The organism is Pseudomonas sp. K8, assembly GCF_014889455.1.
In the GTDB taxonomy this organism is placed as follows: domain Bacteria; phylum Pseudomonadota; class Gammaproteobacteria; order Pseudomonadales; family Pseudomonadaceae; genus Aquipseudomonas; species Aquipseudomonas veronii.
Genome location: NZ_VJWO01000045.1, coordinates 1 through 20,479, shown reverse-complemented (window position 1 = coordinate 20,479; position 20,479 = coordinate 1). Strand labels below are relative to the sequence as shown.

The window sequence follows — 20,479 nt, the reverse complement described above, 5'->3', positions numbered from 1 at the left end:
CACAGATTTTTTGAGCGCATGTGAGGGTCAGTAGTCGTTGCGTTTCCTGAAGGCCCAGCGCCCGGCAATCAAGGTAAAGGTCGCGACCAACGCCACCAGAATCCAGAAGCCTTCCGGGTCTTGGGAAAGCGGCACGCCGCCTACGTTCATGCCGAAAAAGCCGGCAATGATATTGATCGGCAACGCCAGCACCGTGACCACCGTCAGCGTAAACAGCGTGCGGTTGCTTTGTTCGTTGAGGTTGGCGGCGATTTCTTCCTGCAACAACTTGATGCGTTCGCCCAGGGCGGTCAGGTCGTTGATGATCAGCGCAAACTCCTCGGTGGATTTGCGCAGCTCCTTGACGTCTTCCTTTTGCAGCCACTGCGGCGGGCGGTTGAGCAGCCGCAGCAGCGAGCCGGGCTCCAGCGCCAGCAGGCGTTGCAGGCGCACCAGCACCCGGCGCATGGCGCCCAGCTCGGCGCGGTTGGTGGACAGGTGCGAGGAGAGCAATTGGTCTTCGATGTGGTCGACGCTGATGCTGGTCTTGCGCACGATCTGCGTCAGCACCTCGCCCTGGTCGCGCAGCAGGTGGACCAGTAGCTCCAGCGGCGAGCGGAAGTGCTCACCGGCCTTGACCGACGAACGCAACTTATCCACCGAGTGCAGCGGTTGCAGGCGCGCGCTGATCAGCAAGTGACTGCGGGCGCAGACCCACAATGTGGAAATATCCGACGAGACCATGCTGCTGAAGTTGAACACCACGTCGTTGACCACCGCGAGCAAGGCAGAGTCGACGTGTTCGATACGGGTGGAGCGTGAGCCTTCGTGCAAGGCTTCGAAGAATTCTTCCGGCAATTGCAGGTGCGCCAGCATCCAGCGCTCGCATCCGGCATGAGCCAGGTTCAGGTGCAGCCATAGAAACTCCTGCGGGTCTTGCGGTTGCTGCAAGGCCTGGAGAGCGGTGGCTGAATCAATCTGCTCACCCTTTTCGCCTGGGCGGAAACGGAAACCGTAAAGCAAGCCAAACAGATCGGAGTCCTGGTGGCTATGGTCGATGCTGTGGTTCATGGAGTCTCGCAGAGAAAGGACCTGTCGGACGTTTCACAGGTTCGCGTGAGCGAATCATTGCAAGGATGCTTGACAGTTTTGTGACAGTTTTCGACTTGATGACATTTTATTGACCGACTATCGAAATGAGCTCAAGAAGTGTCTAGATCGGCCGATTCAGGGCACAACAACCGCTGCGGATGACGGCGCCTTCGACGACAGGGATGTCATGACGTATTTGCACCTTTTCCTTGTTTCGAGGCTTTTCCCGATGACTTTTTTACGAACATCCCTGCGGGCACAGATTTTGTCGCTGCTCGGCGGCAGCCTGCTGGCGATGCTGTTGATAGCCCTGGCCTGTTTCAACTTCCTTTCCAACGGGGTGCAGAGTTACCGCAGTTTGCTCGATGGGCCGTTGCTCACTTCACAGTTGATCGATGAGGCCAACCTGCAATTCAAAGTGCAGGTGCAAGAATGGAAAAACGTGTTGTTGCGCGGCAAGCAGCCGCAGGACCTGGAGAAATACTGGGGCCAGTTCCAGGATCGGCAGCGCGATGTACAAGGCATTCTCTCGCGGCTGGTCACCCAGACCGCCGGTGACCCGGCGCTGAGCCAGCGTATCCAGAACCTGCGTCAGGAACACCAGCAGCTCGGCGTTGCCTACCAGAAGGGCCGTGATGCCTACTTGGCCGCCGGCGCCGACCCGAGCGCCGGAGACTCCGCGGTCAAGGGCGTGGACCGCGCCGCCAGTGAACAGATGAGCGCGCTGGTCAGCGATCTGCGTGCCCAAAGCACCCAGCAATCCCAGGCCATCAGCGCCCATGCCGAGCGCACGGTGATGGTGGGGCTGGCGATCATGTTGCTGTCCGGCGTATTGATCGGCCTGTTCAGCCTGTGGTTGATCAACCGCAACCTGATCCTGCCGATCCGTGGCTTGATCGAGTATGTGAGCCAACTGAGCCACGGCCGTTTTGCCGAGCGTGTCGCCAGTCGTCGCCAGGACGAACTGGGGCATCTGGCGGAGGCCGCGAACACCTTGCGCGACTTTTTGGCCGAAACCTTCAGCCGCCTGCAGCGCAGTGCCACCGATCTGGTCCACGCCAGCGGTGAGTTGAATTCGATCGCCGGGCAAATGGCGACCGGCACCCACGAACAATTCAACCGTACCGACCAGGTGGCCACGGCCATGACCGAAATGTCGGCCACCGCCCAGGAAGTGGCGCACCACGCCGCCAGTGCGTCCCGCGCGGCCGATGACGCAGACCAATCGGCCCGCGAGGGCGGCGAAGTGATGAAAGTCACCATCGCCACCATCGGCCAGATGCGTACTGAAATCCTCAACACCGGCACCATCATCCGCCGCCTGGAAACCGACAGCGTGCGGATCGGCAAGGTGCTCGAAGTGATTCGCGGGATCGCCGAGCAGACCAACCTGCTGGCGCTCAACGCCGCGATCGAGGCGGCACGGGCGGGCGAGGCGGGGCGCGGGTTTGCGGTGGTGGCCGATGAAGTGCGCAGCCTGGCGCAACGCACGGCGGCGTCGATCATCGAGATCAATCAGATTATCCAGGCGGTGCAAACCGGCGCGGTCGATGCGGCCGAGGCGATTGTCACTGGCCAGTCGTGCAGCGATGACAGCGTGGAAAAAGTCACCCAGGCCGGCGCGATGCTGGCTCACATCACCCAGGCCGTCGAAGCGATTCGCGACATGAACCGCCAGATCGCCACGGCGGCCGAGGAGCAGACGTCGGTGGCCGAGGATATTTCGCGCAATATCACCCAGATCACCACCGTGGCCACCGCCAACCTCGACAACGTGAAGCGCACCGAAGCGGCGAGCCAGAATCTGCGTGGTTTGTCCGGCGAATTGAACGAGGTGACGGCGCGACTGAGCGCTTGATCAAGCGCCCATAAAAAACCGCGCCACCCGAAGGTGGCGCGGTTTTTTCAGGGTTTGACTCAGGTGTCTTGCTTGTCTTCGAGCACGGTGCCGGTCTTGGCGTCGAGTTTCACTTCAAAGCGCTTGCCGGCGGTGTCGGTCAGTTCAACTTCGTAGACCAGGACGCCGCTGTTGTTGTGGTCCAGCTCGGTGTCGGTAATCTGGGCGCCGGCGTGTTTGGCCACTGCGGCGGCGTTGAGCTTGTCGAAAGGCATCACGGCACCGGATTTGAGCAGACCTTCGATATGATCCGGACGGACATCGGCCTGGGCCAGGCCGGCGGCCAGGGTCAGGGCGGTCGCGGCAAACAGGGCAGTCAAGGTTTTCATGGTGTGTATCCTTTTTCGGTGAGCTGTTTAAGTGGCGCCAGATTAACCGGCGCAACTTAATTCATCCTTAATGGCACACTGACTCGCTCAGTATTTGTGGTCGTTCAGCAGGTCCTGCACGCTGGACGACGGCCAGCGCTTGTAGAACTTCAGCAGTTCGGCGGCGCGGTTGGTGAAGATACCGTCGACGCCGGCGTTCATCACTTTCTCGAAGTCCACAGGTTCATCCACGGTGTAGACGTGTACCAGCAGGCCCTTGTCGTGGGTCAGCTTGTTCATTCCAGGCTTCACCAGGTCGGTGTAGCTCTGGTCGCCAAGGGCGGTCAGCTCCGCCGACGGGCCCGTGCCGATGGCGCCGAGGCTCTTGGCTTCGTCGACCCACTTTTCGAACTCGGCGGCGTCCTTGGGCTCTTGCTTGGCGTAGTAAGCGGCCTTGGTCGCTTCGCCGGATTCGGCGAAGGTTTGTTTGGATTTCGGCTCGATGCTGCCTTCACCCACCCACAGCAGCAGGATTTTCGGGGTGTTGGGCATTTCTTTCTGCAGCTCTTTCAGGCTGGCCGTCTCGAAGGTCTGCAGCACCACGCGCCCCTTGCCCTGGCCGACACCGGTGTTGCTCTTGCCCAGCTTGGAGCCGGCGGAGCTCAACCAGCCTTTGTCCAGCAGCTTGTTTTTCAGGTCGGCTTCGATGCCCGGGAATTGCTTGGGTTCTTTGGTTTCGATGTACAGGCCCGGTTTGTGCTGCGGGTTGCCTTCGGCGATCTTGATGATGTCGTCCAGGCTGAGGATTTTCAGGCCGACGAAGCCCGGGCGGGCGCGGTCCGGGTAGGCGGCGTTGAACCAACTGCCGGCGTCGAGGGTTTGCAGTTCTTTCCAGGTGAACTCGTTGGCCGGAGCGTCTTTGCGCTCGGGGAACTTGGTGGCCACGTCGGTGGTGCGTTGCAGGTTGTTGTCGTGCAGGGCGAACAGCACGCCGTCCTTGCTGCGCTGCAGGTCCAACTCCAGGTAGTCGGCGCCCAGGTCGCGCGCGACCTTGTAGGCTGCGGCAGTGGACTCGGGGGCGTCGTAGGATGCACCGCGGTGGGCGATCACCGCAGGGTAGGGAATGCCTTCGTTAGTTGCCAATTCAGCCGGGCTGATCGGGTCGGCAGCCTGCGCCTGGCCAAGGCCAAGCATCAGGGCGAGCAGCAAGGCACTCTTGGTGAACGTGACAGGCATATGTGGAGTCCTTTCGTGGAGGGAGCTTTGAGAAGGCTTCCTTTTTAACAATTGATAACGAAAGGCGCTATCACCAAACCGACATTAACGTGTGTGCGCGCTAATTTTCTGGGTTTTTTTTGCGTGGCTTTGCAGTACTCTTGCCGCGAACCGCCCCGTAAGAGGGCAGTACTTTCCGCCACGCGTGTAAACCATCTTTCCAGTCCCTGTGGGACTTTTCAGTGAGGTTTACCATGCGAATCACCTCCGAGCTTATCTGCCAGGCCGCCGACCAGCTTCACGGTTTTGTCGGCCTCAACCGCAAGACCGGCCAGTACATCGTGCGGTTCAGCGAAGACTCCTTCGGTATGGATGTTGCCGATGACGGCATCATCCCCACTGCCGAATTTGTCTGGCTGCCGGCCCCCGAGCACGTCATGACGTTGTCCCGTGAGCGTCTGCAACTGCTGCTCGATCAGAACATCGACGATCGCATCAACATCACCGAGCCGCTGCGCGTGTACATGCGGCGGGTGGAGATCCCGCAGATCAGTGCGTTGCGCAGTCTCGTCAGCTAGCCTGAGCGGCGTTTTGGCATCGATGAAGGTCAACGGCGGGAGGGCTTCCGGCTGCCGTTCAGTTCTGGGATGTGTAGGCCCGCTCCACCTTGCATACGCGGGTGTGAAACGCCGAGTACCAAGTGGAACGCCCCTGCTCGCGCACCGCCCGATGCTCGGCCTGTTGTTTCCAGGCGAGGATGTCGGCTTCGCTGCGCCAGTACGATACGGTGATCCCCAGGCCATCCTCCCGCGCCGACTCAACCCCGAGAAAGCCCGGCTGCTCGCGCGCCAGTTCCAGCATGCGCGTGGCAGCCTCAGCGTAACCGTGGTCACCGGCGGTGCGCAGTGAGCTGAAAATCACTGCGTAGTAAGGCGGGGCGGGGGTGTGGGCAATCATACCGAGGTCTCCTGGCAGGCTTTGAGCAGAGCGATCGCCAGCGGCGGCGTGACGCCCTTGAGGGCGGCGCGTTCGGGCTGGAACAGCGTGGCGACAAAGAACGGATGGTCCAGCAACTCCACCGCGCGCAGGTCGCCGGCCGAGTCGTGGCCGCAGGGGATCAGAGCACCGTCCAGCAGCGCGCTGGCGAAGTCGGGGTTGATGCCGTAGCGGCAGCGATAACCTTCGTGGATATCGCGTGTGCCGTAGGCGTCGGCGATGCGCGTGTAGGCGGCCAGGCGCACGGTGTCGGTGGCTTCCACCAGAGAACAGCTCAGTGGCGCGATCACCGCACGTGGGGCGTTGGGGGCCAGTTCGCCATGTTCGGCATCGGCCCAGCCCAACACATTGCGGGCATATTCCAACACCGCGTGTTGAAAACCGCCGCAGGTGCCGAGGAAAGGGCGCCGCTGCTCGCGGGCAAAACGGATCGCACGCAGTGCGCCGTCGATGTCGCGGTACGGGCTGGCGGGCACGCACCAAAAGCCATCGAAACCCTGCAGCGCGGAGGTGGTGTTGAGGGTGTCGGTCTCCAGCCATTGCGTGCGAACCGTCAGGCCCAAGGCGTCGGCGGCCTGTTGCAGCGCCACGGGAATGGCCTGGTGCGCAATGACATCGGGGTTGTAATCGCCGATCAGGGCGAGGTGCAGCGTGCTGGCGTTCATCTTAGGCATCCCCTGGCTTGTTGTGTCCTGGCGCGCACTATAGATTGGCGTTCACGCAATCAATATTGGCGTTTGCCCACATGTTCAATGCGCTCACGCACTATCGAATCGATTACCCCGACCTGTCGCTGATCCTCGCCCTAGTGCGCGGTGGCACCCTGGCGCGGGCCGCCGCGTTGTTGCGGGTGGATGTGTCGACGGTGTTCCGCGCCGTGCGGCGCCTGGAGGCCGCGCTGGGCCAGACGTTGTTTGAAAAAAGCCGCGCCGGTTACCTGCCCACCAGCCTGGCCAGTCATCTGGCGCAACAGGCCGAACGCGCCGAACAAGCCCTGGAAGCGGCGCGGGTCGGCGTCGAGCAAGGCGGTGAAGTGATCAGCGGCACCGTGCGCCTGACCTGCACCGACTCGGTACTGCAAGGCTTATTGTTGCCGGCGCTGGCGCAGTTCATGCCGGATTACCCGGCGCTAACCCTGGAGCTGAGCACCTCCAATGACTTCGCCAACCTCAGCCGCCGCGATGCCGACATCGCCTTGCGCCTGACCCGGACACCGCCGCAGCATCTGGTCGGACGTTGCCTCGGCACCGTGAGGTATCAGGTGTGCGCGAGCACAGGTTTTGCGCGGCGGCACGCAGGACGCGAGCTGGCAGAGCTGGCCTGGATCGCACCGGATGATTTCCTGCCCGATCATCCCACCGTCGTCTGGCGCCGCGCGCAGTTGCCGGGTGTGCGTCCCGGCTATCGCTGCAACAGCATGTTGTCGGTCACCGAACTGGTGCGGGCAGGGCTGGGCGTGGCGGCGCTGCCGGATTTCCTGTTGGATGAACACCTGCAACCGCTGGGCCCCGCGTTGGCGGGGCATGACACGGCGCTATGGCTGCTGACGCGCCCCGATTGCCGGGCATTGCGCTCGGTGGTGACGCTGTTTGATCAACTGGGGCGGCATGTACGACTGAGCCCCTGAGACCGGCAGGCATGGGGTGCTTAAGGTTTTCGCACAAACTGCGCATGCATTTCACACGTCAGGGTATCGATACGCTCGGTCAGTTGCTTGGTCATTTCCGTCAGCCGAGTGTTCTGCTCCAGCAGTTCCAGCAGCTGTTTGCTGGTGTTCTGCGCCTCGGCCTGGCGCTCGGCATTGGCGACGGCCAGCGCTTCACGGTGCTGCGCGTCGGCGTCGGACTGGGCTTTGTCGCGCGCGGCCTGGCGTGTCTGGGCCAGCAGAATCAGCGGCGCCGCGTAGGCCGCTTGCAGGCTGAAGGCCAGGTTGAGCAGGATGAACGGGTAGACGTCGAAGTGCGTGATGCCGCTGACGTTGAGCGCAATCCACACGGCCACGATCAAGGTTTGCGCACCGAGGAACATCGGCGTGCCGAAGAAGCGTGCGAAAGCCTCGGCCTTGAGGGCGAAGGTGTCGTTGCCAAAGGTCGGCGCCAGGTGCGCGTGGCGTCGATGGAAACGCAGATGATCGACGGGGACGGCTTTGGGGTTGTCGGGGGTTGGGCTCATGGCAAACTCGGGTCATCAATGTTTAAGACAGGTGGCCACTATAGCCTTGGCGACCTGTCTTACGCATGAATAACCCGAGGACGACCTGGGGTGCCTACGAGATGCCGTATGGCCGCCTCAGGCGGAATGGGCGACCGCGTAGTTACTCGCATTGACCCGGTTGCGCCCGGTGTCCTTGGCGGCGTACAGCGCGCGATCCGCCGCGTTCAGCCAGGTGGCGGCATCGGTGAAGATTCGTTGGAAATCGGCGAGGCCGATGCTCAGGCTCACGCGCAACTCGGGGATCTGCGGGTTGCGATAATTACTGAAGTTTTCGCGGATACGCTCCATCACCCGTGCAGCTTCTTCCAAGGGCATTTGCGGAAGAATCACACAGAACTCATCGCCCCCGTAGCGTCCGGCCAGATCGTTTTCGCGCAGGTTGCGCCGTATCTCCAGGCTCAGTTGGCGCAGTACGGCATCGCCGACGATATGGCCGTGAGTGTCATTGATTTGTTTGAAGTGATCGATATCGATCAGCGCGATGGTGGCGTGGCTTTGCTGCTGCCGGCACTTGTGGAACTTGAGGTGCAGCAGATCTTTCCAGGAACCGTGGTTGAGCAGGCCGGTGAGGCTGTCGGTGCGGCTCAGGGCGCTGAGGGCACGTTTGTGTTCCGACAGTTTGATCGCCAACTCGTAGCAGACCATGCCGATGGCCATGGGGTACAACGTCAACATCGGCAGGCAGGTGTAGACCTGCAGCAGGCTGACGTCGGGGTTGAACCGCACGCCGAACAGCGCCCATGCCACCCCGATCCCCACCCCTTGCGCGAGCAAACCGCGCAGGAACAGGCGCTTGCCGCCGGCGGCGAAGTTGTTCATGGTCATCATCGAGAGGATGGTCACGGCCGTCAGCGGCGTGAACTGGGCAGCGGCGGCCCAGAAACCACCGCACAACGAGTCATACAAAATGTTGCGCTGTTCGGCGTGGTAGGGGAAGGGTGAGCGGATTGACAGTTGGTACGCCACATGTGCCCACGCCAACCCATTGAACAGCAGGAACGCCCACACCCAGCCCGGCATCGCGAGCGGGTACAAGCCGCCGATGACACTGATGCAGCCGATACCCAGGCCGATGATCCTTGGCTTGTAAATACGCCTGGCAAATGAAAGCCCTTTGCCTCGTCTGTTTTCCATAGATTCCCAGGTCAGCTCTTTTTCACAGATTCAGCCGCGCGCGTGTGCAGGGATAACCGTTGATCGGATAATGTGTGTGAATATTGTCGATTATTCATGTAGGAATAATCAGTGTCCTTCCAGGCCATTCGCGCAAAACAGAGGGCAAATAGGCCAAAAACGACCAGGTATGTCGCGTCTGCAACGGTCGTTTACTGCGGGCGGCGAGTATCGGCGTCGTAGCAGGCCAGAAACATATCGATTGCCGACTCGATCACGCGGGCTTGGTCGGCGGCGTCGAGGGTGGGTTGGCCGAGGGTGATCTGCGGCCAGAAGGCGAACGCCTTGAGCAGGCTTTGAATCTGGTGCGCGGCGAAGGCCGGGTCGGTACACGTGAGCCGGCCGTCTTCCTGGGCGGCGCGCACCCATTGAGTGAAACCTTCTTCGCGCATGCTCAAGCGGTTGACCATGTCCTGGGCGCGTTCCGGCGAGTGAATGGTGGCGGCGATGGCGACCCGGGCCAGGTCGAGGAAGTTAACGTCCGACATCATCTTCATCTTCGCTTCCAGCAACCCGCGCAGTTGTTCACGCAGCGGGCGGTCGCCGGCGTAGCTCACGTCGAGTTGCGCGACGCTGCTGGCCCAGAGTTGGTTGAGAATTTCGGCGAACAACTCTTCTTTGCTGGGGAAGTGGTTGTACACCGTGCGCTTGGAAACGCCGGCGGTGGCGGCGATCCTGTCCATGCTGGTGACCTCGAACCCATTGACCCGAAACTCTGCGATGGCGGCGGCCAGGATGGCTTCGCGTTTGCGTTGGGTGAGGCGTTGAGGCGCAGTCATGAACAGTGATCGACTCTAAAAGGAAAATTACACTCGGTAGTTTACTTGCTCCGGGTTTTGTTGCAATCTTGAAACTACACTGTGCAGTGTAATTCCATGAGCGGTCCGTAGGAGTCACCTTGTAATGGCCACGATTTCAACCCGTCTCGATCCCTCGCCTGTGGTACGCAAAGCTGCCGAACAGGAGCAAGGCACCTTCAGTAACCATGCTCCCGTACAGCGCGCCGGCTTCGGCAGAACCTTGCGCATTTTCTGGAAGATGCTGTTTCACAAGCCGCGCAGCACGCGGCCGGTGGGGGATATTCCGGTACATTCGCTGACCCGCGAACAGCTGTCGGCCGCCCCCGACCACAGTGTGTTCCGCCTGGGACATTCCACCGTGCTGCTGAAAATGCGCGGCAAATTCTGGCTGACCGACCCGGTATTCGCCGAGCGCGCTTCGCCGTTCAGTTGGGCCGGCCCCAAGCGATTCCATGCGCCGCCGATCAGTCTCGAAGACCTGCCGCCGTTAGAAGCGGTGATTCTTTCCCACAACCATTACGACCATCTCGACCGCAAGGCCGTCATCCAACTGGCCGACAAGACCCGTTACTTCCTTGCGCCGCTGGGCGTCGGCGACATCCTGGTGAAGTGGGGTGTGGACGCCAGCCAAGTGCGGCAGTTGGATTGGTGGCAGGGCAGCGAAGTCGATGGCATTCATTTTGTCGCCACTCCCGCGCAGCATTTTTCCGGGCGTGGTTTGTTTGATAGCAACCAGACGCTGTGGTGTTCCTGGGTGATGATCGATGGCGCGCGTCGCGTGTTTTTCAGCGGCGACACCGGTTATTTCGACGGCTTCAAACGCATCGGCGAACAGTACGGGCCGTTTGATCTGACGCTGATGGAAACCGGTGCTTACAACGTCGACTGGCCCCATGTACACATGCAACCGGAGCAAACCCTGCAGGCGCACATCGACCTCAAAGGCCGCTGGCTGCTGCCGATTCACAATGGCACCTTCGACCTGGCCTTCCATGCCTGGCACGAGCCTTTCGACCGTATCATGGCGTTGGCGTGGGAGCGCAACGTGTCGATTACCACACCGGCCATGGGGCAGGCGTTCAGTTTGAGCCAGCCCGCGCGAGGTGTCGCGTGGTGGTTGGAGGTGGAGGTTCAGAGCGGTAAGGAAGCGCTTGTGAACTGACGGTTGGGAAAATCGGAAAAAAAGGAATTTTCAAGGTGTTGCAGGCCTACGACAAACGCCAGATGAGAGTGCGATGATCTCGGGAAGGTCAATTTCCGGGAGTCGGCTCTGATGGACAATAAATGTGGGAAGTCTTTGCTATCGCCTATGTCTTGTCGGCGGGAAGCGTTTTTACCCCCCTCTGCGGAACCGGTTTGTTTGGCGCAGGCGCCCTCCAACGCTCACATCGAAACGGGGACCACGACGGCACTGGGCATCGGCTACGTCCCCGATGCACATCTTGGTGCCGGCGTTGTAATCCCTGGCTATAACGTGCCGGCCCTGCCTCTGAAACCTGTGCGCGACCCCGCGCTGTCATTGATCGCCTTGAGTGGGGGCGAGCCCACTGAATCGGGCAAGGTGGAAGCTGCCTTGGTGCAACACTCCAGCAATTGCGCCGTCCCCTACACGTTGGCGGGCACTCGCGTGGGGTTCGCCGACCGCCTTGTGCGTGGCAATGATCAGGAGCTGATTGAACACAGCGCATCCTTCCTGGAAGCGTTGGGTTTCCTGCGTCAGGCCGGTGCCCAACTGGTGGCGGTGCCGGCAGAGCGGGCTGATGACGGTCTGCGTTTCACCCTGCATTCGCGCAATGAAATCGATGAGCGTGTGAGTGAGTATCGGCTGGATGCGCTGGTGTCCGAGAGCCATAGCGCTGCATTCCATGCCGCGTGCTGGAGTGGCTACCCGAGCCTTGGTGAGCCGCTGGGGGACGGGGCGACGCTATGGTTCTATGGCGCGCAGTGGTCGAAAGACTCGCTGAAGGTGCTGGTGCAGGGCTATCGCAACGCCCGTGGCCTGACTAATGGGTAGGCAAAGCTACCAACTGCGCTGAACAATCCCACGGTTTGAACAACCTGCGTCGCGCAGCCTGGAACGAGTGGGGTTTTTAGACTGGTGTACGGATCAATGTGGGTCCTTCATCACTTCTTACGCCTTCCGGGAGGTGCTTCATGTTGGGTATTGGTTATGGCATGGGTGTGTTTGTTCACCAGGTGCAGCGAGTGCTGCCTGCGCAGTCTTCATCGGGGGCTTCAGCGCCGGTTCCCCCGGGAACGGAATACGCCAGTGTGCGTGAGCTCGGCGAGCAAATGGCCCGGCCGGGTGGGCTCACTTCGGCGAATCTGGTTAGTTACCTGCAGGAGCGCATTCATAAGCTCGACCCCAAATTGAGCTCGATCATTGAACTGAACCCCGAGGCCTTGCAGATCGCCCGCGAGCTCGATCTGGAGCGCGCCAATGGCAAGGTGCGTGGCCCGCTGCATGGCATTCCCGTGTTACTCAAGGACACTATCGAGACGGGAGATACCCAGCAAACCAGCGCTGGCGCCTTTGGCTTGGTGGGCAGTGCGGCGCCCAAGGATGCCTTCATCGTCGAGCGCTTGCGCGAGCAGGGGGCCGTGATCCTGGGTAAAACCAACTTGACTGAACTGGCGGGCTTTCGCGGTGGTCCCGATGGTTCGAGTGGGCGGGGCGGGCAGACGCGTAACCCGCATCAAGCGGGCGCAGAGGTGGGTGGTTCGAGTTCGGGGTCGGCCGCCGCGGTCGCCGCAGGCTTCGCTCCCTTGGCGGTGGGCACCGAGACCAATGGTTCGATCATCGTGCCGGCGGCGTTCAACGGGGTGGTCGGTTTCAAGCCCGGCGTGGGTTTGTTGAGCCGCAGCGGCATCATTCCAGCCAGTCATCGGCAGGACACGCCGGGCCCGATGACGCGTTCGGTGTTTGATGCTGCGTTGATGCTTAATGCGATGTCGGGCAAGGACCCTCATGATGCCGCCAGTGTGGATGCGCCCCAAGGAATTGATTACACCGCGTTGCTCAAGCCCGGTGCGTTGCAGGACAAACGTATCGGCTATCCCGTGACCTTTTCCGCGAATGGCGAAAGCTTACCGGTGGACAACAGTCCGCAATTTCGCAAGACGCTTGAAGTGCTTCGCGCGCAAGGCGCGGTTCTGGTGCCGGTCGATATGCGCTTGGCCGACGCATCACGCTATGGCGAACTCTTGTACGCCGATGTGAAGGATGAGTTGAACGACTACCTGGCCAAGCGCGAGGGGTTGCCGGTCAAGTCGGTGTCCGAGTTGATCGCGTTCAATGAAAAGCGCGATGGCACCGACACCGATCACCAACCGACACTCAAGGAGATCAACGCGTCCACCCTCACCGCCGATGAGCGCCAGCCGTTATGGGACGCAATGATCGAGGATTTTCGTGGCACGGTGGATGAACTGATCGCGCAGGAAAACCTCGACGCCATGGTGTCGGACTTTGATACGAACAGCTACTTCGCGGTTGCGGTGGCCGGTTACCCAGGGATCAGCGTGCCATCCGGGAAGAATGAGGACGGCGTGCCGACCAGTGCGTACTTCTTTGGTGCCCGTGGGTCTGAACCCACACTGCTTGCTGTGGGCCATGGCTATGAGCAGGCGGCACAGAAGGTCGCCAAGCCCAGCCTCTAAGCCGTCAGGCAATGTTCACACCCAGGCGTGGCCAACGTTGGGGTTCGCACTCAGCGCCTTACTGCGCCTGCGGGGTTGGTGAATCAATTGACGTCGCTGTTGAACCCATCAATCGAGACAGGATGTTTTGTGCAGCGGGTTCCGTTGCGGCGGCTCCCAACTTGCGCGCACGCATCCCCCAGCCAGGCGCAAACCCTGGGAAAAACACCAACCCCTCGGCTTCCAGGCGAAACGCCAGGGTCAGGCGCACGTCGTCCTCCACGGTGCCCTGGGTTTCAAACCGTTGAATCGCATCCACCGTCACACCGGCCTGGCGCGACAGCTCTTCGCGGCTCCAGCCGAGCATGACGCGGGCCTGCACGCTGTGCTTGGCGGTGAATTGATGCAGGACGATCTGCTGTTCTACGAAAGAGCTCATTGCCAGAGAGGACATGGGGTGTCTCCAGGGTTCGACGGGGAGGACAAACTATACTGTGTTTTTGTACAGTTGTTTTGACCGCTCATCAACTGGAATTTTCTCCGGCGCCGACACCGTTCTATTTTGAGGCTTGCACGAGGGTATTCGTGTGCGAGGTCGGGCACGGTCTCGGCTAACCCGCCTCAGCCGCTGGCACTTCGCGAATAATCAAATGATCCAGATTCTCGATATCGGCGCTGAACACCCCAAACGTCTGCTCGGGGTTTTTCTTGCTGGGCACCTGTCTAAGTGTCGGCGTCACCCCGTAAAAGAAGCAATATAACGGCCGTGCGCTGCTGGCCGCGGCCTTGATCTGCTCGAGGAACGCTGTGCGCTTGCGGTAATTCTCGATGAGTTTCTTGCTCAGGTAGACGTTGACCGAATAGGGCTTCTTGTCGAGCCATACCTTCTTTTCGAAGTCGATGCGAAAGCTGTTGGTGTAGTCCTTGATCGCTTTGATCCGGCCCCAGTAGATCAGGCCCTGATTGTCCTGCAGGTACTCGATCTTCTTGAAAAACGTCCAGTACGTCGCGGTATGGTCGCCGATCTTCAAGGGCATCGCCTTGAGCTTGTCCTTGTCGTCGAGGTTCGACACATAACATTCCACCGGGTGTGCGAACACGCTGGTTTTATCCGGGGTGGTGTCGTTGGCGCCGACAGACGCGCTGGTGCGGGTTGAAGGGGGCTTCGCCGGGGCTTGTGGGACTTGCCCCTCAGTGCCGGCCTGCGGGGTTTTACGCGGGTAGGTGCGCCGGGTCAGGACGAATTCCGATGGGAAGTGTTCCTCGCGCTCGTCCTCACTTTCGCCCGTGGCAGTCTTGTGGCTGCTGGCGTAACGGCAACCCTCGATGTGCCGGGTGCCTGGGGTGTTCTTGAAATGCGGGGTGCGTCGGTAGTTGACGTTTTTTGCGTTGAACGTGCTCAGCACATTGCCTGCGTCAAAGGCCGCGCGGCATGTGTCGTTGGGGCAGAGGAAACGGTCCGTGTCGGAGTCGTAGGCGTCGGTTTCGTCGAAATTCAACTCTCGCACGTCGTAGATCGACAGCTTGTCGTCGAGACTCAGGCTGTAGGCCGTGTCGAATTTCATGGGCTCGGGTCCGTGAGAGGTTTGGCTATTGATAGCCGGATATTACGCAGATGTCGCTAGGAAACCGCAACCTCGCGTATCCCAGCGAGGCTGCGATGGCATCCCCCACCGCCCCTATCAGCGCTGCAACCTGGCCTGCTGCTTCTTCCCATGAAAATGCCGAAAATGCGCGTCCTGCGCCGCTGCCAACAACTCCCGATCCCCACGCGTATCGCCCCAGGCCCTGAGCCGATACTCCCCCAGGTCGCCATACACCGCTTCAAGTCGCAGCACCTTGTTCTCGCACCGGCAGTTGTTCCCGGTGAGCTTGCCGGTCAACACGCCGTCGACCACCTCAAGTTCGGTCCCGATCAACTTGATCCCAAGCCGATCGGCAAACGGCTGCAGCACCAACGCCGGCGACGCCGAACACAACGTCACCACCGCCCCCGAGCCCAGTTCCTGCTCCACCGACAACACCCCCGCCGGCCGCATCAACCGCGCCCAACTGCGCTGGCAGTACTCCTCGGCCTTCTGCTGCACCCACGCCTTCTCCACCCCGGTCATAAAGGTGCGGATCAACTGCGCCTTCAACTCGTCCCGGCTGATTTGCCGCACCAGAAACCGCAGCCCAGGCACCGCCAGCTTGATCATCCGGCCATAGAACTCGCCGGCGCCAAAGGCAAACTTGAGGAAGGGCACGAAACTGTCGTGATGGGTCAGGGTGCCGTCGAAGTCAAAGACGGAAAGTACTTTGGCATCCACGGGGCCGGCTTCGAGCATATCTGGGTTCACGGGGTGGCCTCGGTCCTGGCTAGTATTGATTGAGAATGCATCAGCTGTGACCGCAAGAGTTTACTCCTGTATCAATCGGCCGATTGTCGAGTAGAGCCCGGCGGTGAATTCATCCCGGTCATTCGAGCGGTGACAGCGCTGATAGCAATTGGCGGACAAGGCTACAGCATTGGTGATGCGATCCGAACCCTTCGTGATGGACTGCAAAAAATGGCAAAAAAAACACTTCAAGTGGTATGACCGAACCTTAGCCCGCCTGATTGTCTTTAGCGTCTTCTGTTTCGAAATGCCTCGAAATGAGGAAGGCACCCATCCTGATACAGCCTCCCCGTCGGGCCTTGGTTGGCGTCCTTCAAGCGATGAGCTCCTGAGCGGTCATCATCAGCTCAGTACCGACCCGATTTTTTAACGTATCGATGAATCGAGTAACTTTTGCATCGATGAACTGACGTGATGTGTAGACGGCGTAAACATTACGCTCGTAGGTATGGTACTCGGGCAAAACACGCACGAGCCGGCCTGAACGCAAGTCCTCAATGGCTGAAAAACCGGCCAGCAAACCTATGCCTGCTCCCTCTCGAATGGCGACTGCCATTGCGTCCATATCATTGACGCTGAAACTCGGGCCCTTGGGGGTAAATAGCGCATCCCCGGTCTTGCTCTTTAATTGCCATTCATCCCGCACATAATCGACGGTGCCCAACAGCAAACACTGATGATCGCTGAGATCTTCTGGCGTTACAGGGGCAGCGTGTTGCTCCAGATATGCTGGAGACGCAACCAGCACACAATGGCTGATGCCGATCTTTTGGCTGACATACGCTGAATCTGGCAGCGTTCGGGCAATCAGAATCGAGACGTCCAGTTGGTCTTCCAGGAGGTTAGGCATTCGCTGAGAAAGCATTAAGTCCACGGTGACATCGGGGAATTCCCGGCGGTAATCCAGCACGGCTGAAGTAACCAACTGCCGTGCTAGCCCCGGCACACAATGCACACGCAACGTCCCCCTGGGTTTCAGCGCGGCGTTGCTTGCTTCGGCTTCTGCATTTTCAAGGTCTGCCAGAATTTTGGTACAGCGCTCATAAAAGCGCCGGCCAGCGTCTGTCACCGAAAGGCGGCGGGTCGAGCGCTGTAACAGGCGGGCGTCGAGCACGTTTTCAAGCGCGGAAACCGCACGCGAGACATTGCCGACCGTAGAGTCCAGATGGTTAGCCACCGCAGTAAAACTGCCCATCTCAACAACTTTGACGTACACGGACATGTTCGTAAGCTTATCCATCCAACTCTACCTGTCGATCTGATTGCAAACGTTCTTCACTGCAGAAGTCCCCACCCCAAAAAACAATCAAGCCTGGAGCGACGAGCCAGGTTGTCATTGCCGCATGACGTGAGCGGTATTTGCAGATGCTACACGCTCCTGGCGGTGCTCGATATTACCTCCAGGCACAACAATGATTCCCTTCTGGTCGGCTAAATCAAACGGTTTGTACTCCATAGACTTGGTTGCACAGGGCGCCTGAACACGGCAACCCAGGCGCTGAGTCTTGTACGAACTTGTTGATAAACCAACCGAAGGGCAACCTCATGAACACGTCTTACGACCCGCTTTATCTCTTTATCGGTGGTGAATGGATCAGTGCCGAAGGCCGCGCGACCGCCGCTGTCGTCAACCCCGCAACCGCACGTGAGATCGGGCGTGTTCCACTCGCCACCGCAGGCGACCTCGATCACGCGCTCGAAGTGACTCAACAGAGCTTTGAACAATGGCGCCAGACCGTACCCGACAAGCGCGCAAAAATTCTCAAACGCGCTGCCGATCTCATCCTGGAACGGGCCCCACACATCGCCGAGCAAATGACGCTGGAAGAAGGCAAACCGCTTGCGGAAAGCCTGGATGAGGTCACGCGTGCAGCTGAATACTTCGAATGGTTTGCCGAAAGCGCGCGCCGTATCGATGGGCGTGTAGTCCCGGCCAATCGTCCCGGTGTGCTGCAAATGGTAAAACGCCAAGCCATCGGCCCGGTCGCTGCGTTCACGCCCTGGAATTTCCCGGCCATTACGCCCGCCCGCAAGCTCTCGGCAGCCTTGGCCGCAGGTTGCAGTGTCATCCTCAAGCCAGGGGAAGAAAGCCCCTCCACCGCGCTGGCCCTGGCGCGTGCTCTCGACGATGCAGGATTGCCTAAAGGCGTGTTGCAAGTGGTCTTTGGTGTGCCGGACCAAGTTTCCAGCCACCTGATCGCTTCTCCCATCATTCGCAAGGTGACCTTTACCGGTTCGGTTCCCATCGGTCGGCTGCTATCCGCTCGTGCTGCCGAGGGCGTCAAGCCCATCACCCTTGAACTGGGAGGACACGGGCCGGTGCTGGTATTCGATGACGCAGAAATCGAAAAAGCAGCCGTCGAAGGCGTTGCCAATCGGTTCCGCGGGACTGGCCAAGTCTGCATCTCGTCAACGCGGTTTTTGATTCAGCGTGGCGTCTATAAAACGTTTGTTGAGCACTTTGTGACGGCCACCCTCGCGTTGAACATTGGCGATGGCCTGACGCCCGGCACCCAGGTTGGGCCGCTCGCCAATCCACGGCAGTTGGCCAAGATGGAAGAGCTGGTGGCAGATGCCGTTGCCAAAGGCGCGCGCGTGTTGGCCGGTGGTAAACGCCTGGAATGCAGCGGCTACTTTTTTGAGCCCACCGTGTTGGCGGACGTGCCTATGCATGCCCGAGTCATGCATGAAGAACCCTTCGGGCCTATCGCCGTGCTGATGCCATTCGATCACTTGGCTGATGGTTTGAAGGAGGCCAATCGTCTGCCTTACGGGCTTTCAGCCTACGCGTTCACGTCGAGTGCTCGAACGGCCATTGACGTCGCTGACGGGTTAGAGGCCGGGATGATCGGGATCAACCAATACCGCATCGTCGCCACAGAACTTCCCTTCGGCGGCATGAAAGAAAGCGGCCACGGTTCGGAAGGTGGCATTGAAGGCATCGAGCACTACCTCACCCACAAATTCATCAGCCAGGTTTAAGGAGACAGCATCATGTCCAATCTCAACTTCAGCAGTCCTCGTGAAGCGGCTCGGGCGTTTACCCCAAAGCTGTCGCAATTCGTTGATTCGACGTTGTATCCGCAGATCTGGAGCGATCCGGCATTGTCCCCACGCGACCGCAGCCTGATCACAGTGGCCGCATTGATTGCCGGTGGTCACTCTGAAGAGTTGCCCGCGCATCTGCGACGGGCGCTGAGCAACGGGGTGACCCATGACGAAATCGCCGCCGCGATCACTCACCTGGCGTTCTACGTAGGCTTTCCAGGCGCCATTACCGCCTCTGCTATCGCTAATGCCACGTTTACCGAACCGGAGAAAAACTGATCATGAAAGCCATCAGCATCAGAGCATTCGGCGCGGCGGACGTACTTGAACTGGCAGATGCTCCCAATCCACACCTGCGCCCAACCGACTTGCTGGTACGTGTCTATGCCGCTGGCGTGAACCGTGCGGACCTGACACATCGAACGGGTGGCTACGGCCATCCGAATTTCGGTGACTCGCTGATCATCGGGCTGGAGATCGCCGGTGAGGTGATTGGCAAAGGTGATTTGGTCACGGGTTTCGAGGTTGGAGATCGAGTGATGGGGGTCGTCGGAGGTGGGGCCTATGCCGAGCTTGCGCGTATCGATTACCGCATGGCCATGCATATCCCTGCGCAGCTGGACTATGTGCATGCCGCGGCTATTCCCGAGGTCTTCGTCACGGCCCATGAAGCGATGATGCACCTGGCTCGGCTCAAGTCCGGCGACTCGGTATTGATCCACGCCGCCGCAGGCGGTGTGGGATCTGCCGCCGTTCAACTGGCCTACGCCACCGGGGCGACGGTGTATGCGACAACCGAGGGCAGCAAGCTGGCGCGTGTCGAGCATTTAGGCGCGGATATTGCCATTGATTACAAGACGCAGGATTTTGCTGAAGTCATCGCAGCCAAAACCAATGGTCGAGGCGTTGATGTCGTCATTGATTTCATTGGCGAGCCCTACTTTGCACGCAACATCGCTTCTCTCGCTCATGGCGGCCGACTTGTTCAGGTCGGTATCCTGGGCGGAGGCGGTAAGGTGAGCGTAGAGCTGGAACACATTCTTTACCGTCACTTGCAAATCATCGGTACAGTCATGAAGTCGCGTACACAGCCGGAGAAGCACGACATGATCAAGCGCTTTCGCGAGTATTGGCTTGATCGCTTCGATGGCGCTGGAAGTTTGGAGCCGGTCGTCGACAGTACTTTCCCGCTGTCACGCGCGGCCGATGCCCATCGCCGAATGGAGTCGTCTGAAAACGTTGGAAAAATCATCCTGACGATGCAGCCTGCGGACTTGGTTTAAGTGCGAGGGCCAAAGGGGGTGGCATAGAGGCTTCGTTGGCACAAATTTGCGGGCACCGTCACCCTTGATGCTGGCGTTCTGAAGGGGATTTGGCCGGATTACAGGTAATCCATTTGCTGTTCCAAACCACTGAGTTTTTTGCAAAAAAAGAGCTGCCAATGGGCAGCTCCTTTGTACCGTTAAAATCAATCCCAGCTCAACGCACCGCCAGTCTGGTACTCGATCACACGGGTCTCAAAGAAATTCTTCTCTTTCTTCAAGTCCATGATCTCGCTCATCCATGGGAATGGGTTAGTCGTCCCTGGATACTCTTCCTTCAAACCGATCTGCGACAGACGACGGTTAGCGATGAACTTGAGGTAGTCCTCCATCATCGCCGCGTTCATGCCGAGTACACCGCGTGGCATGGTGTCGCGCGCGTATTCGATCTCCAGTTGGGTCCCTTGCAGGATCATCT

The 20,479-nt window shown here is 59.8% G+C and carries 22 protein-coding genes and 1 pseudogene; 10 read left to right on the top strand and 13 right to left on the bottom strand.

The features are described 5' to 3' along the window. Positions 1 to 27: 27 nt before the first annotated feature. Positions 28 to 1,050, bottom strand: a complete 1,023-nt coding sequence (locus INT12_RS24065; protein ID WP_017847224.1) for a transporter — start codon at positions 1,048 to 1,050, stop codon at positions 28 to 30. 208 nt (positions 1,051 to 1,258) lie between these two features. On the opposite strand from INT12_RS24065, the pseudogene INT12_RS32085 reads away from it, so the two are divergent. Both INT12_RS32085 and INT12_RS32080 read left to right on the top strand, forming a co-directional pair. Beyond that, positions 1,259 to 1,996: pseudogene (locus INT12_RS32085) on the top strand (methyl-accepting chemotaxis protein); the annotation flags it as partial. Between the two features lie 165 nt (positions 1,997 to 2,161). Then, a complete protein-coding gene (locus INT12_RS32080; RefSeq protein WP_370737557.1) occupies positions 2,162 to 2,929 on the top strand; it encodes a methyl-accepting chemotaxis protein in 768 nt (255 codons plus the stop codon). A 59-nt stretch (positions 2,930 to 2,988) separates the two neighbouring features. On the opposite strand, the gene INT12_RS24055 is transcribed toward INT12_RS32080, so the two are convergent. Next, a complete protein-coding gene (locus tag INT12_RS24055) occupies positions 2,989 to 3,297 on the bottom strand; it encodes a PepSY domain-containing protein (protein ID WP_017847226.1) in 309 nt (102 codons plus the stop codon). An 87-nt stretch (positions 3,298 to 3,384) separates the two neighbouring features. Beyond that, a complete protein-coding gene (locus tag INT12_RS24050; protein WP_017847227.1) occupies positions 3,385 to 4,512 on the bottom strand; it encodes a glycerophosphodiester phosphodiesterase family protein in 1,128 nt (375 codons plus the stop codon). Positions 4,513 to 4,745: 233 nt separating this feature from the next. Here INT12_RS24050 and INT12_RS24045 point away from each other — a divergent pair, with 233 nt between their 5' ends. After that, the gene (locus tag INT12_RS24045; protein WP_017847228.1) at positions 4,746 to 5,069 is read left to right on the top strand and encodes a DUF2025 family protein; all 324 of its coding nucleotides are present in this window, start codon (positions 4,746 to 4,748) and stop codon (positions 5,067 to 5,069) included. A gap of 58 nt (positions 5,070 to 5,127) precedes the next feature. Here the strand turns inward: INT12_RS24045 and INT12_RS24040 are convergent, their stop codons facing one another. Then, positions 5,128 to 5,448: an antibiotic biosynthesis monooxygenase family protein gene (locus INT12_RS24040; RefSeq protein ID WP_193040636.1), complete on the bottom strand. Its 321-nt coding sequence runs from the start codon at positions 5,446 to 5,448 to the stop codon at positions 5,128 to 5,130. Continuing rightward, positions 5,445 to 6,152 carry a CTP synthase gene (locus INT12_RS24035; protein WP_017847230.1) on the bottom strand — a complete coding sequence of 236 codons (708 nt, stop codon included), beginning with the start codon at positions 6,150 to 6,152 and terminating at the stop codon, positions 5,445 to 5,447. The genes INT12_RS24040 and INT12_RS24035 overlap by 4 nt, the downstream gene beginning before the upstream one ends. Before the next feature lie 80 nt (positions 6,153 to 6,232). Here INT12_RS24035 and INT12_RS24030 point away from each other — a divergent pair, with 80 nt between their 5' ends. Then, a complete protein-coding gene (locus tag INT12_RS24030; RefSeq protein ID WP_126585412.1) occupies positions 6,233 to 7,114 on the top strand; it encodes a LysR family transcriptional regulator in 882 nt (293 codons plus the stop codon). Positions 7,115 to 7,134: 20 nt separating this feature from the next. On the opposite strand, the gene INT12_RS24025 is transcribed toward INT12_RS24030, so the two are convergent. The 3 genes from INT12_RS24025 to INT12_RS24015 form a co-directional block, all read right to left on the bottom strand. Then, the gene (locus tag INT12_RS24025; protein WP_126585411.1) at positions 7,135 to 7,659 is read right to left on the bottom strand and encodes a DUF1003 domain-containing protein; all 525 of its coding nucleotides are present in this window, start codon (positions 7,657 to 7,659) and stop codon (positions 7,135 to 7,137) included. Positions 7,660 to 7,776: 117 nt separating this feature from the next. Then, positions 7,777 to 8,835, bottom strand: coding sequence for a diguanylate cyclase (locus tag INT12_RS24020; RefSeq protein WP_046382314.1), 1,059 nt, complete (start codon positions 8,833 to 8,835; stop codon positions 7,777 to 7,779). A 191-nt stretch (positions 8,836 to 9,026) separates the two neighbouring features. Then, the gene (locus tag INT12_RS24015; RefSeq protein WP_017847234.1) at positions 9,027 to 9,653 is read right to left on the bottom strand and encodes a TetR/AcrR family transcriptional regulator; all 627 of its coding nucleotides are present in this window, start codon (positions 9,651 to 9,653) and stop codon (positions 9,027 to 9,029) included. 124 nt (positions 9,654 to 9,777) lie between these two features. Here INT12_RS24015 and INT12_RS24010 point away from each other — a divergent pair, with 124 nt between their 5' ends. The 3 genes from INT12_RS24010 (at position 9,778) to INT12_RS24000 (ending at position 13,334) form a co-directional block, all read left to right on the top strand. After that, on the top strand, positions 9,778 to 10,836 hold the full coding sequence (locus tag INT12_RS24010) for an MBL fold metallo-hydrolase (protein WP_193040638.1): 1,059 nt from the start codon (positions 9,778 to 9,780) through the stop codon (positions 10,834 to 10,836). A 198-nt stretch (positions 10,837 to 11,034) separates the two neighbouring features. After that, positions 11,035 to 11,688 (top strand): hypothetical protein, encoded by a 654-nt coding sequence (locus INT12_RS24005; protein ID WP_193040639.1) that lies wholly within the window; start codon positions 11,035 to 11,037, stop codon positions 11,686 to 11,688. A gap of 140 nt (positions 11,689 to 11,828) precedes the next feature. Further along, positions 11,829 to 13,334 (top strand): amidase family protein, encoded by a 1,506-nt coding sequence (locus tag INT12_RS24000; protein WP_193040640.1) that lies wholly within the window; start codon positions 11,829 to 11,831, stop codon positions 13,332 to 13,334. A gap of 58 nt (positions 13,335 to 13,392) precedes the next feature. Here the strand turns inward: INT12_RS24000 and INT12_RS23995 are convergent, their stop codons facing one another. The 4 genes from INT12_RS23995 to INT12_RS23980 all read right to left on the bottom strand — a co-directional run bounded on the left by INT12_RS23995 (position 13,393) and on the right by INT12_RS23980 (position 16,931). Continuing rightward, on the bottom strand, positions 13,393 to 13,767 hold the full coding sequence (locus tag INT12_RS23995) for a helix-turn-helix transcriptional regulator (RefSeq protein WP_046489849.1): 375 nt from the start codon (positions 13,765 to 13,767) through the stop codon (positions 13,393 to 13,395). A 157-nt stretch (positions 13,768 to 13,924) separates the two neighbouring features. Beyond that, complete coding sequence (locus tag INT12_RS23990; RefSeq protein ID WP_126585407.1) at positions 13,925 to 14,878, bottom strand: hypothetical protein; 954 nt, start codon at positions 14,876 to 14,878, stop codon at positions 13,925 to 13,927. Positions 14,879 to 14,995: 117 nt separating this feature from the next. After that, a complete protein-coding gene (locus INT12_RS23985; protein ID WP_046489845.1) occupies positions 14,996 to 15,640 on the bottom strand; it encodes an HAD-IB family hydrolase in 645 nt (214 codons plus the stop codon). 364 nt (positions 15,641 to 16,004) lie between these two features. Then, positions 16,005 to 16,931 (bottom strand): LysR family transcriptional regulator, encoded by a 927-nt coding sequence (locus INT12_RS23980; protein WP_046382319.1) that lies wholly within the window; start codon positions 16,929 to 16,931, stop codon positions 16,005 to 16,007. A 305-nt stretch (positions 16,932 to 17,236) separates the two neighbouring features. On the opposite strand from INT12_RS23980, the gene INT12_RS23975 reads away from it, so the two are divergent. Genes INT12_RS23975 through INT12_RS23965 form a run of 3 tightly spaced genes read left to right on the top strand, consistent with a single transcriptional unit; the run spans position 17,237 to position 20,022 of the window. Then, a complete protein-coding gene (locus INT12_RS23975) occupies positions 17,237 to 18,673 on the top strand; it encodes an NAD-dependent succinate-semialdehyde dehydrogenase (RefSeq protein ID WP_017847242.1) in 1,437 nt (478 codons plus the stop codon). Between the two features lie 12 nt (positions 18,674 to 18,685). Next, on the top strand, positions 18,686 to 19,018 hold the full coding sequence (locus INT12_RS23970) for a carboxymuconolactone decarboxylase family protein (RefSeq protein WP_017847243.1): 333 nt from the start codon (positions 18,686 to 18,688) through the stop codon (positions 19,016 to 19,018). Between the two features lie 2 nt (positions 19,019 to 19,020). After that, a complete protein-coding gene (locus INT12_RS23965; RefSeq protein WP_193040641.1) occupies positions 19,021 to 20,022 on the top strand; it encodes an NAD(P)H-quinone oxidoreductase in 1,002 nt (333 codons plus the stop codon). Positions 20,023 to 20,207: 185 nt separating this feature from the next. Here the strand turns inward: INT12_RS23965 and INT12_RS23960 are convergent. Beyond that, the coding region (locus INT12_RS23960; RefSeq protein WP_188310392.1) for a ribonucleotide-diphosphate reductase subunit beta at positions 20,208 to 20,479 on the bottom strand (272 nt) is incomplete at its 5' end.

Excerpts from the sequence above, each read along its gene's own strand:
- INT12_RS24065 (WP_017847224.1), bottom strand. The coding sequence starts at position 1,050 with ATGAACCACAGCATCGACCATAGCCACCAGGACTCCGATCTGTTTGGC.
- INT12_RS32080 (WP_370737557.1), top strand. The coding sequence starts at position 2,162 with ATGGCGACCGGCACCCACGAACAATTCAACCGTACCGACCAGGTGGCC.
- INT12_RS24055 (WP_017847226.1), bottom strand. The coding sequence starts at position 3,297 with ATGAAAACCTTGACTGCCCTGTTTGCCGCGACCGCCCTGACCCTGGCC.
- INT12_RS24050 (WP_017847227.1), bottom strand. The coding sequence starts at position 4,512 with ATGCCTGTCACGTTCACCAAGAGTGCCTTGCTGCTCGCCCTGATGCTT.
- INT12_RS24045 (WP_017847228.1), top strand. The coding sequence starts at position 4,746 with ATGCGAATCACCTCCGAGCTTATCTGCCAGGCCGCCGACCAGCTTCAC.
- INT12_RS24040 (WP_193040636.1), bottom strand. The coding sequence starts at position 5,448 with ATGATTGCCCACACCCCCGCCCCGCCTTACTACGCAGTGATTTTCAGC.
- INT12_RS24035 (WP_017847230.1), bottom strand. The coding sequence starts at position 6,152 with ATGAACGCCAGCACGCTGCACCTCGCCCTGATCGGCGATTACAACCCC.
- INT12_RS24030 (WP_126585412.1), top strand. The coding sequence starts at position 6,233 with ATGTTCAATGCGCTCACGCACTATCGAATCGATTACCCCGACCTGTCG.
- INT12_RS24025 (WP_126585411.1), bottom strand. The coding sequence starts at position 7,659 with ATGAGCCCAACCCCCGACAACCCCAAAGCCGTCCCCGTCGATCATCTG.
- INT12_RS24020 (WP_046382314.1), bottom strand. The coding sequence starts at position 8,835 with ATGGAAAACAGACGAGGCAAAGGGCTTTCATTTGCCAGGCGTATTTAC.
- INT12_RS24015 (WP_017847234.1), bottom strand. The coding sequence starts at position 9,653 with ATGACTGCGCCTCAACGCCTCACCCAACGCAAACGCGAAGCCATCCTG.
- INT12_RS24010 (WP_193040638.1), top strand. The coding sequence starts at position 9,778 with ATGGCCACGATTTCAACCCGTCTCGATCCCTCGCCTGTGGTACGCAAA.
- INT12_RS24000 (WP_193040640.1), top strand. The coding sequence starts at position 11,829 with ATGTTGGGTATTGGTTATGGCATGGGTGTGTTTGTTCACCAGGTGCAG.
- INT12_RS23995 (WP_046489849.1), bottom strand. The coding sequence starts at position 13,767 with ATGTCCTCTCTGGCAATGAGCTCTTTCGTAGAACAGCAGATCGTCCTG.
- INT12_RS23990 (WP_126585407.1), bottom strand. The coding sequence starts at position 14,878 with ATGAAATTCGACACGGCCTACAGCCTGAGTCTCGACGACAAGCTGTCG.
- INT12_RS23985 (WP_046489845.1), bottom strand. The coding sequence starts at position 15,640 with ATGCTCGAAGCCGGCCCCGTGGATGCCAAAGTACTTTCCGTCTTTGAC.
- INT12_RS23980 (WP_046382319.1), bottom strand. The coding sequence starts at position 16,931 with ATGGATAAGCTTACGAACATGTCCGTGTACGTCAAAGTTGTTGAGATG.
- INT12_RS23975 (WP_017847242.1), top strand. The coding sequence starts at position 17,237 with ATGAACACGTCTTACGACCCGCTTTATCTCTTTATCGGTGGTGAATGG.
- INT12_RS23970 (WP_017847243.1), top strand. The coding sequence starts at position 18,686 with ATGTCCAATCTCAACTTCAGCAGTCCTCGTGAAGCGGCTCGGGCGTTT.
- INT12_RS23965 (WP_193040641.1), top strand. The coding sequence starts at position 19,021 with ATGAAAGCCATCAGCATCAGAGCATTCGGCGCGGCGGACGTACTTGAA.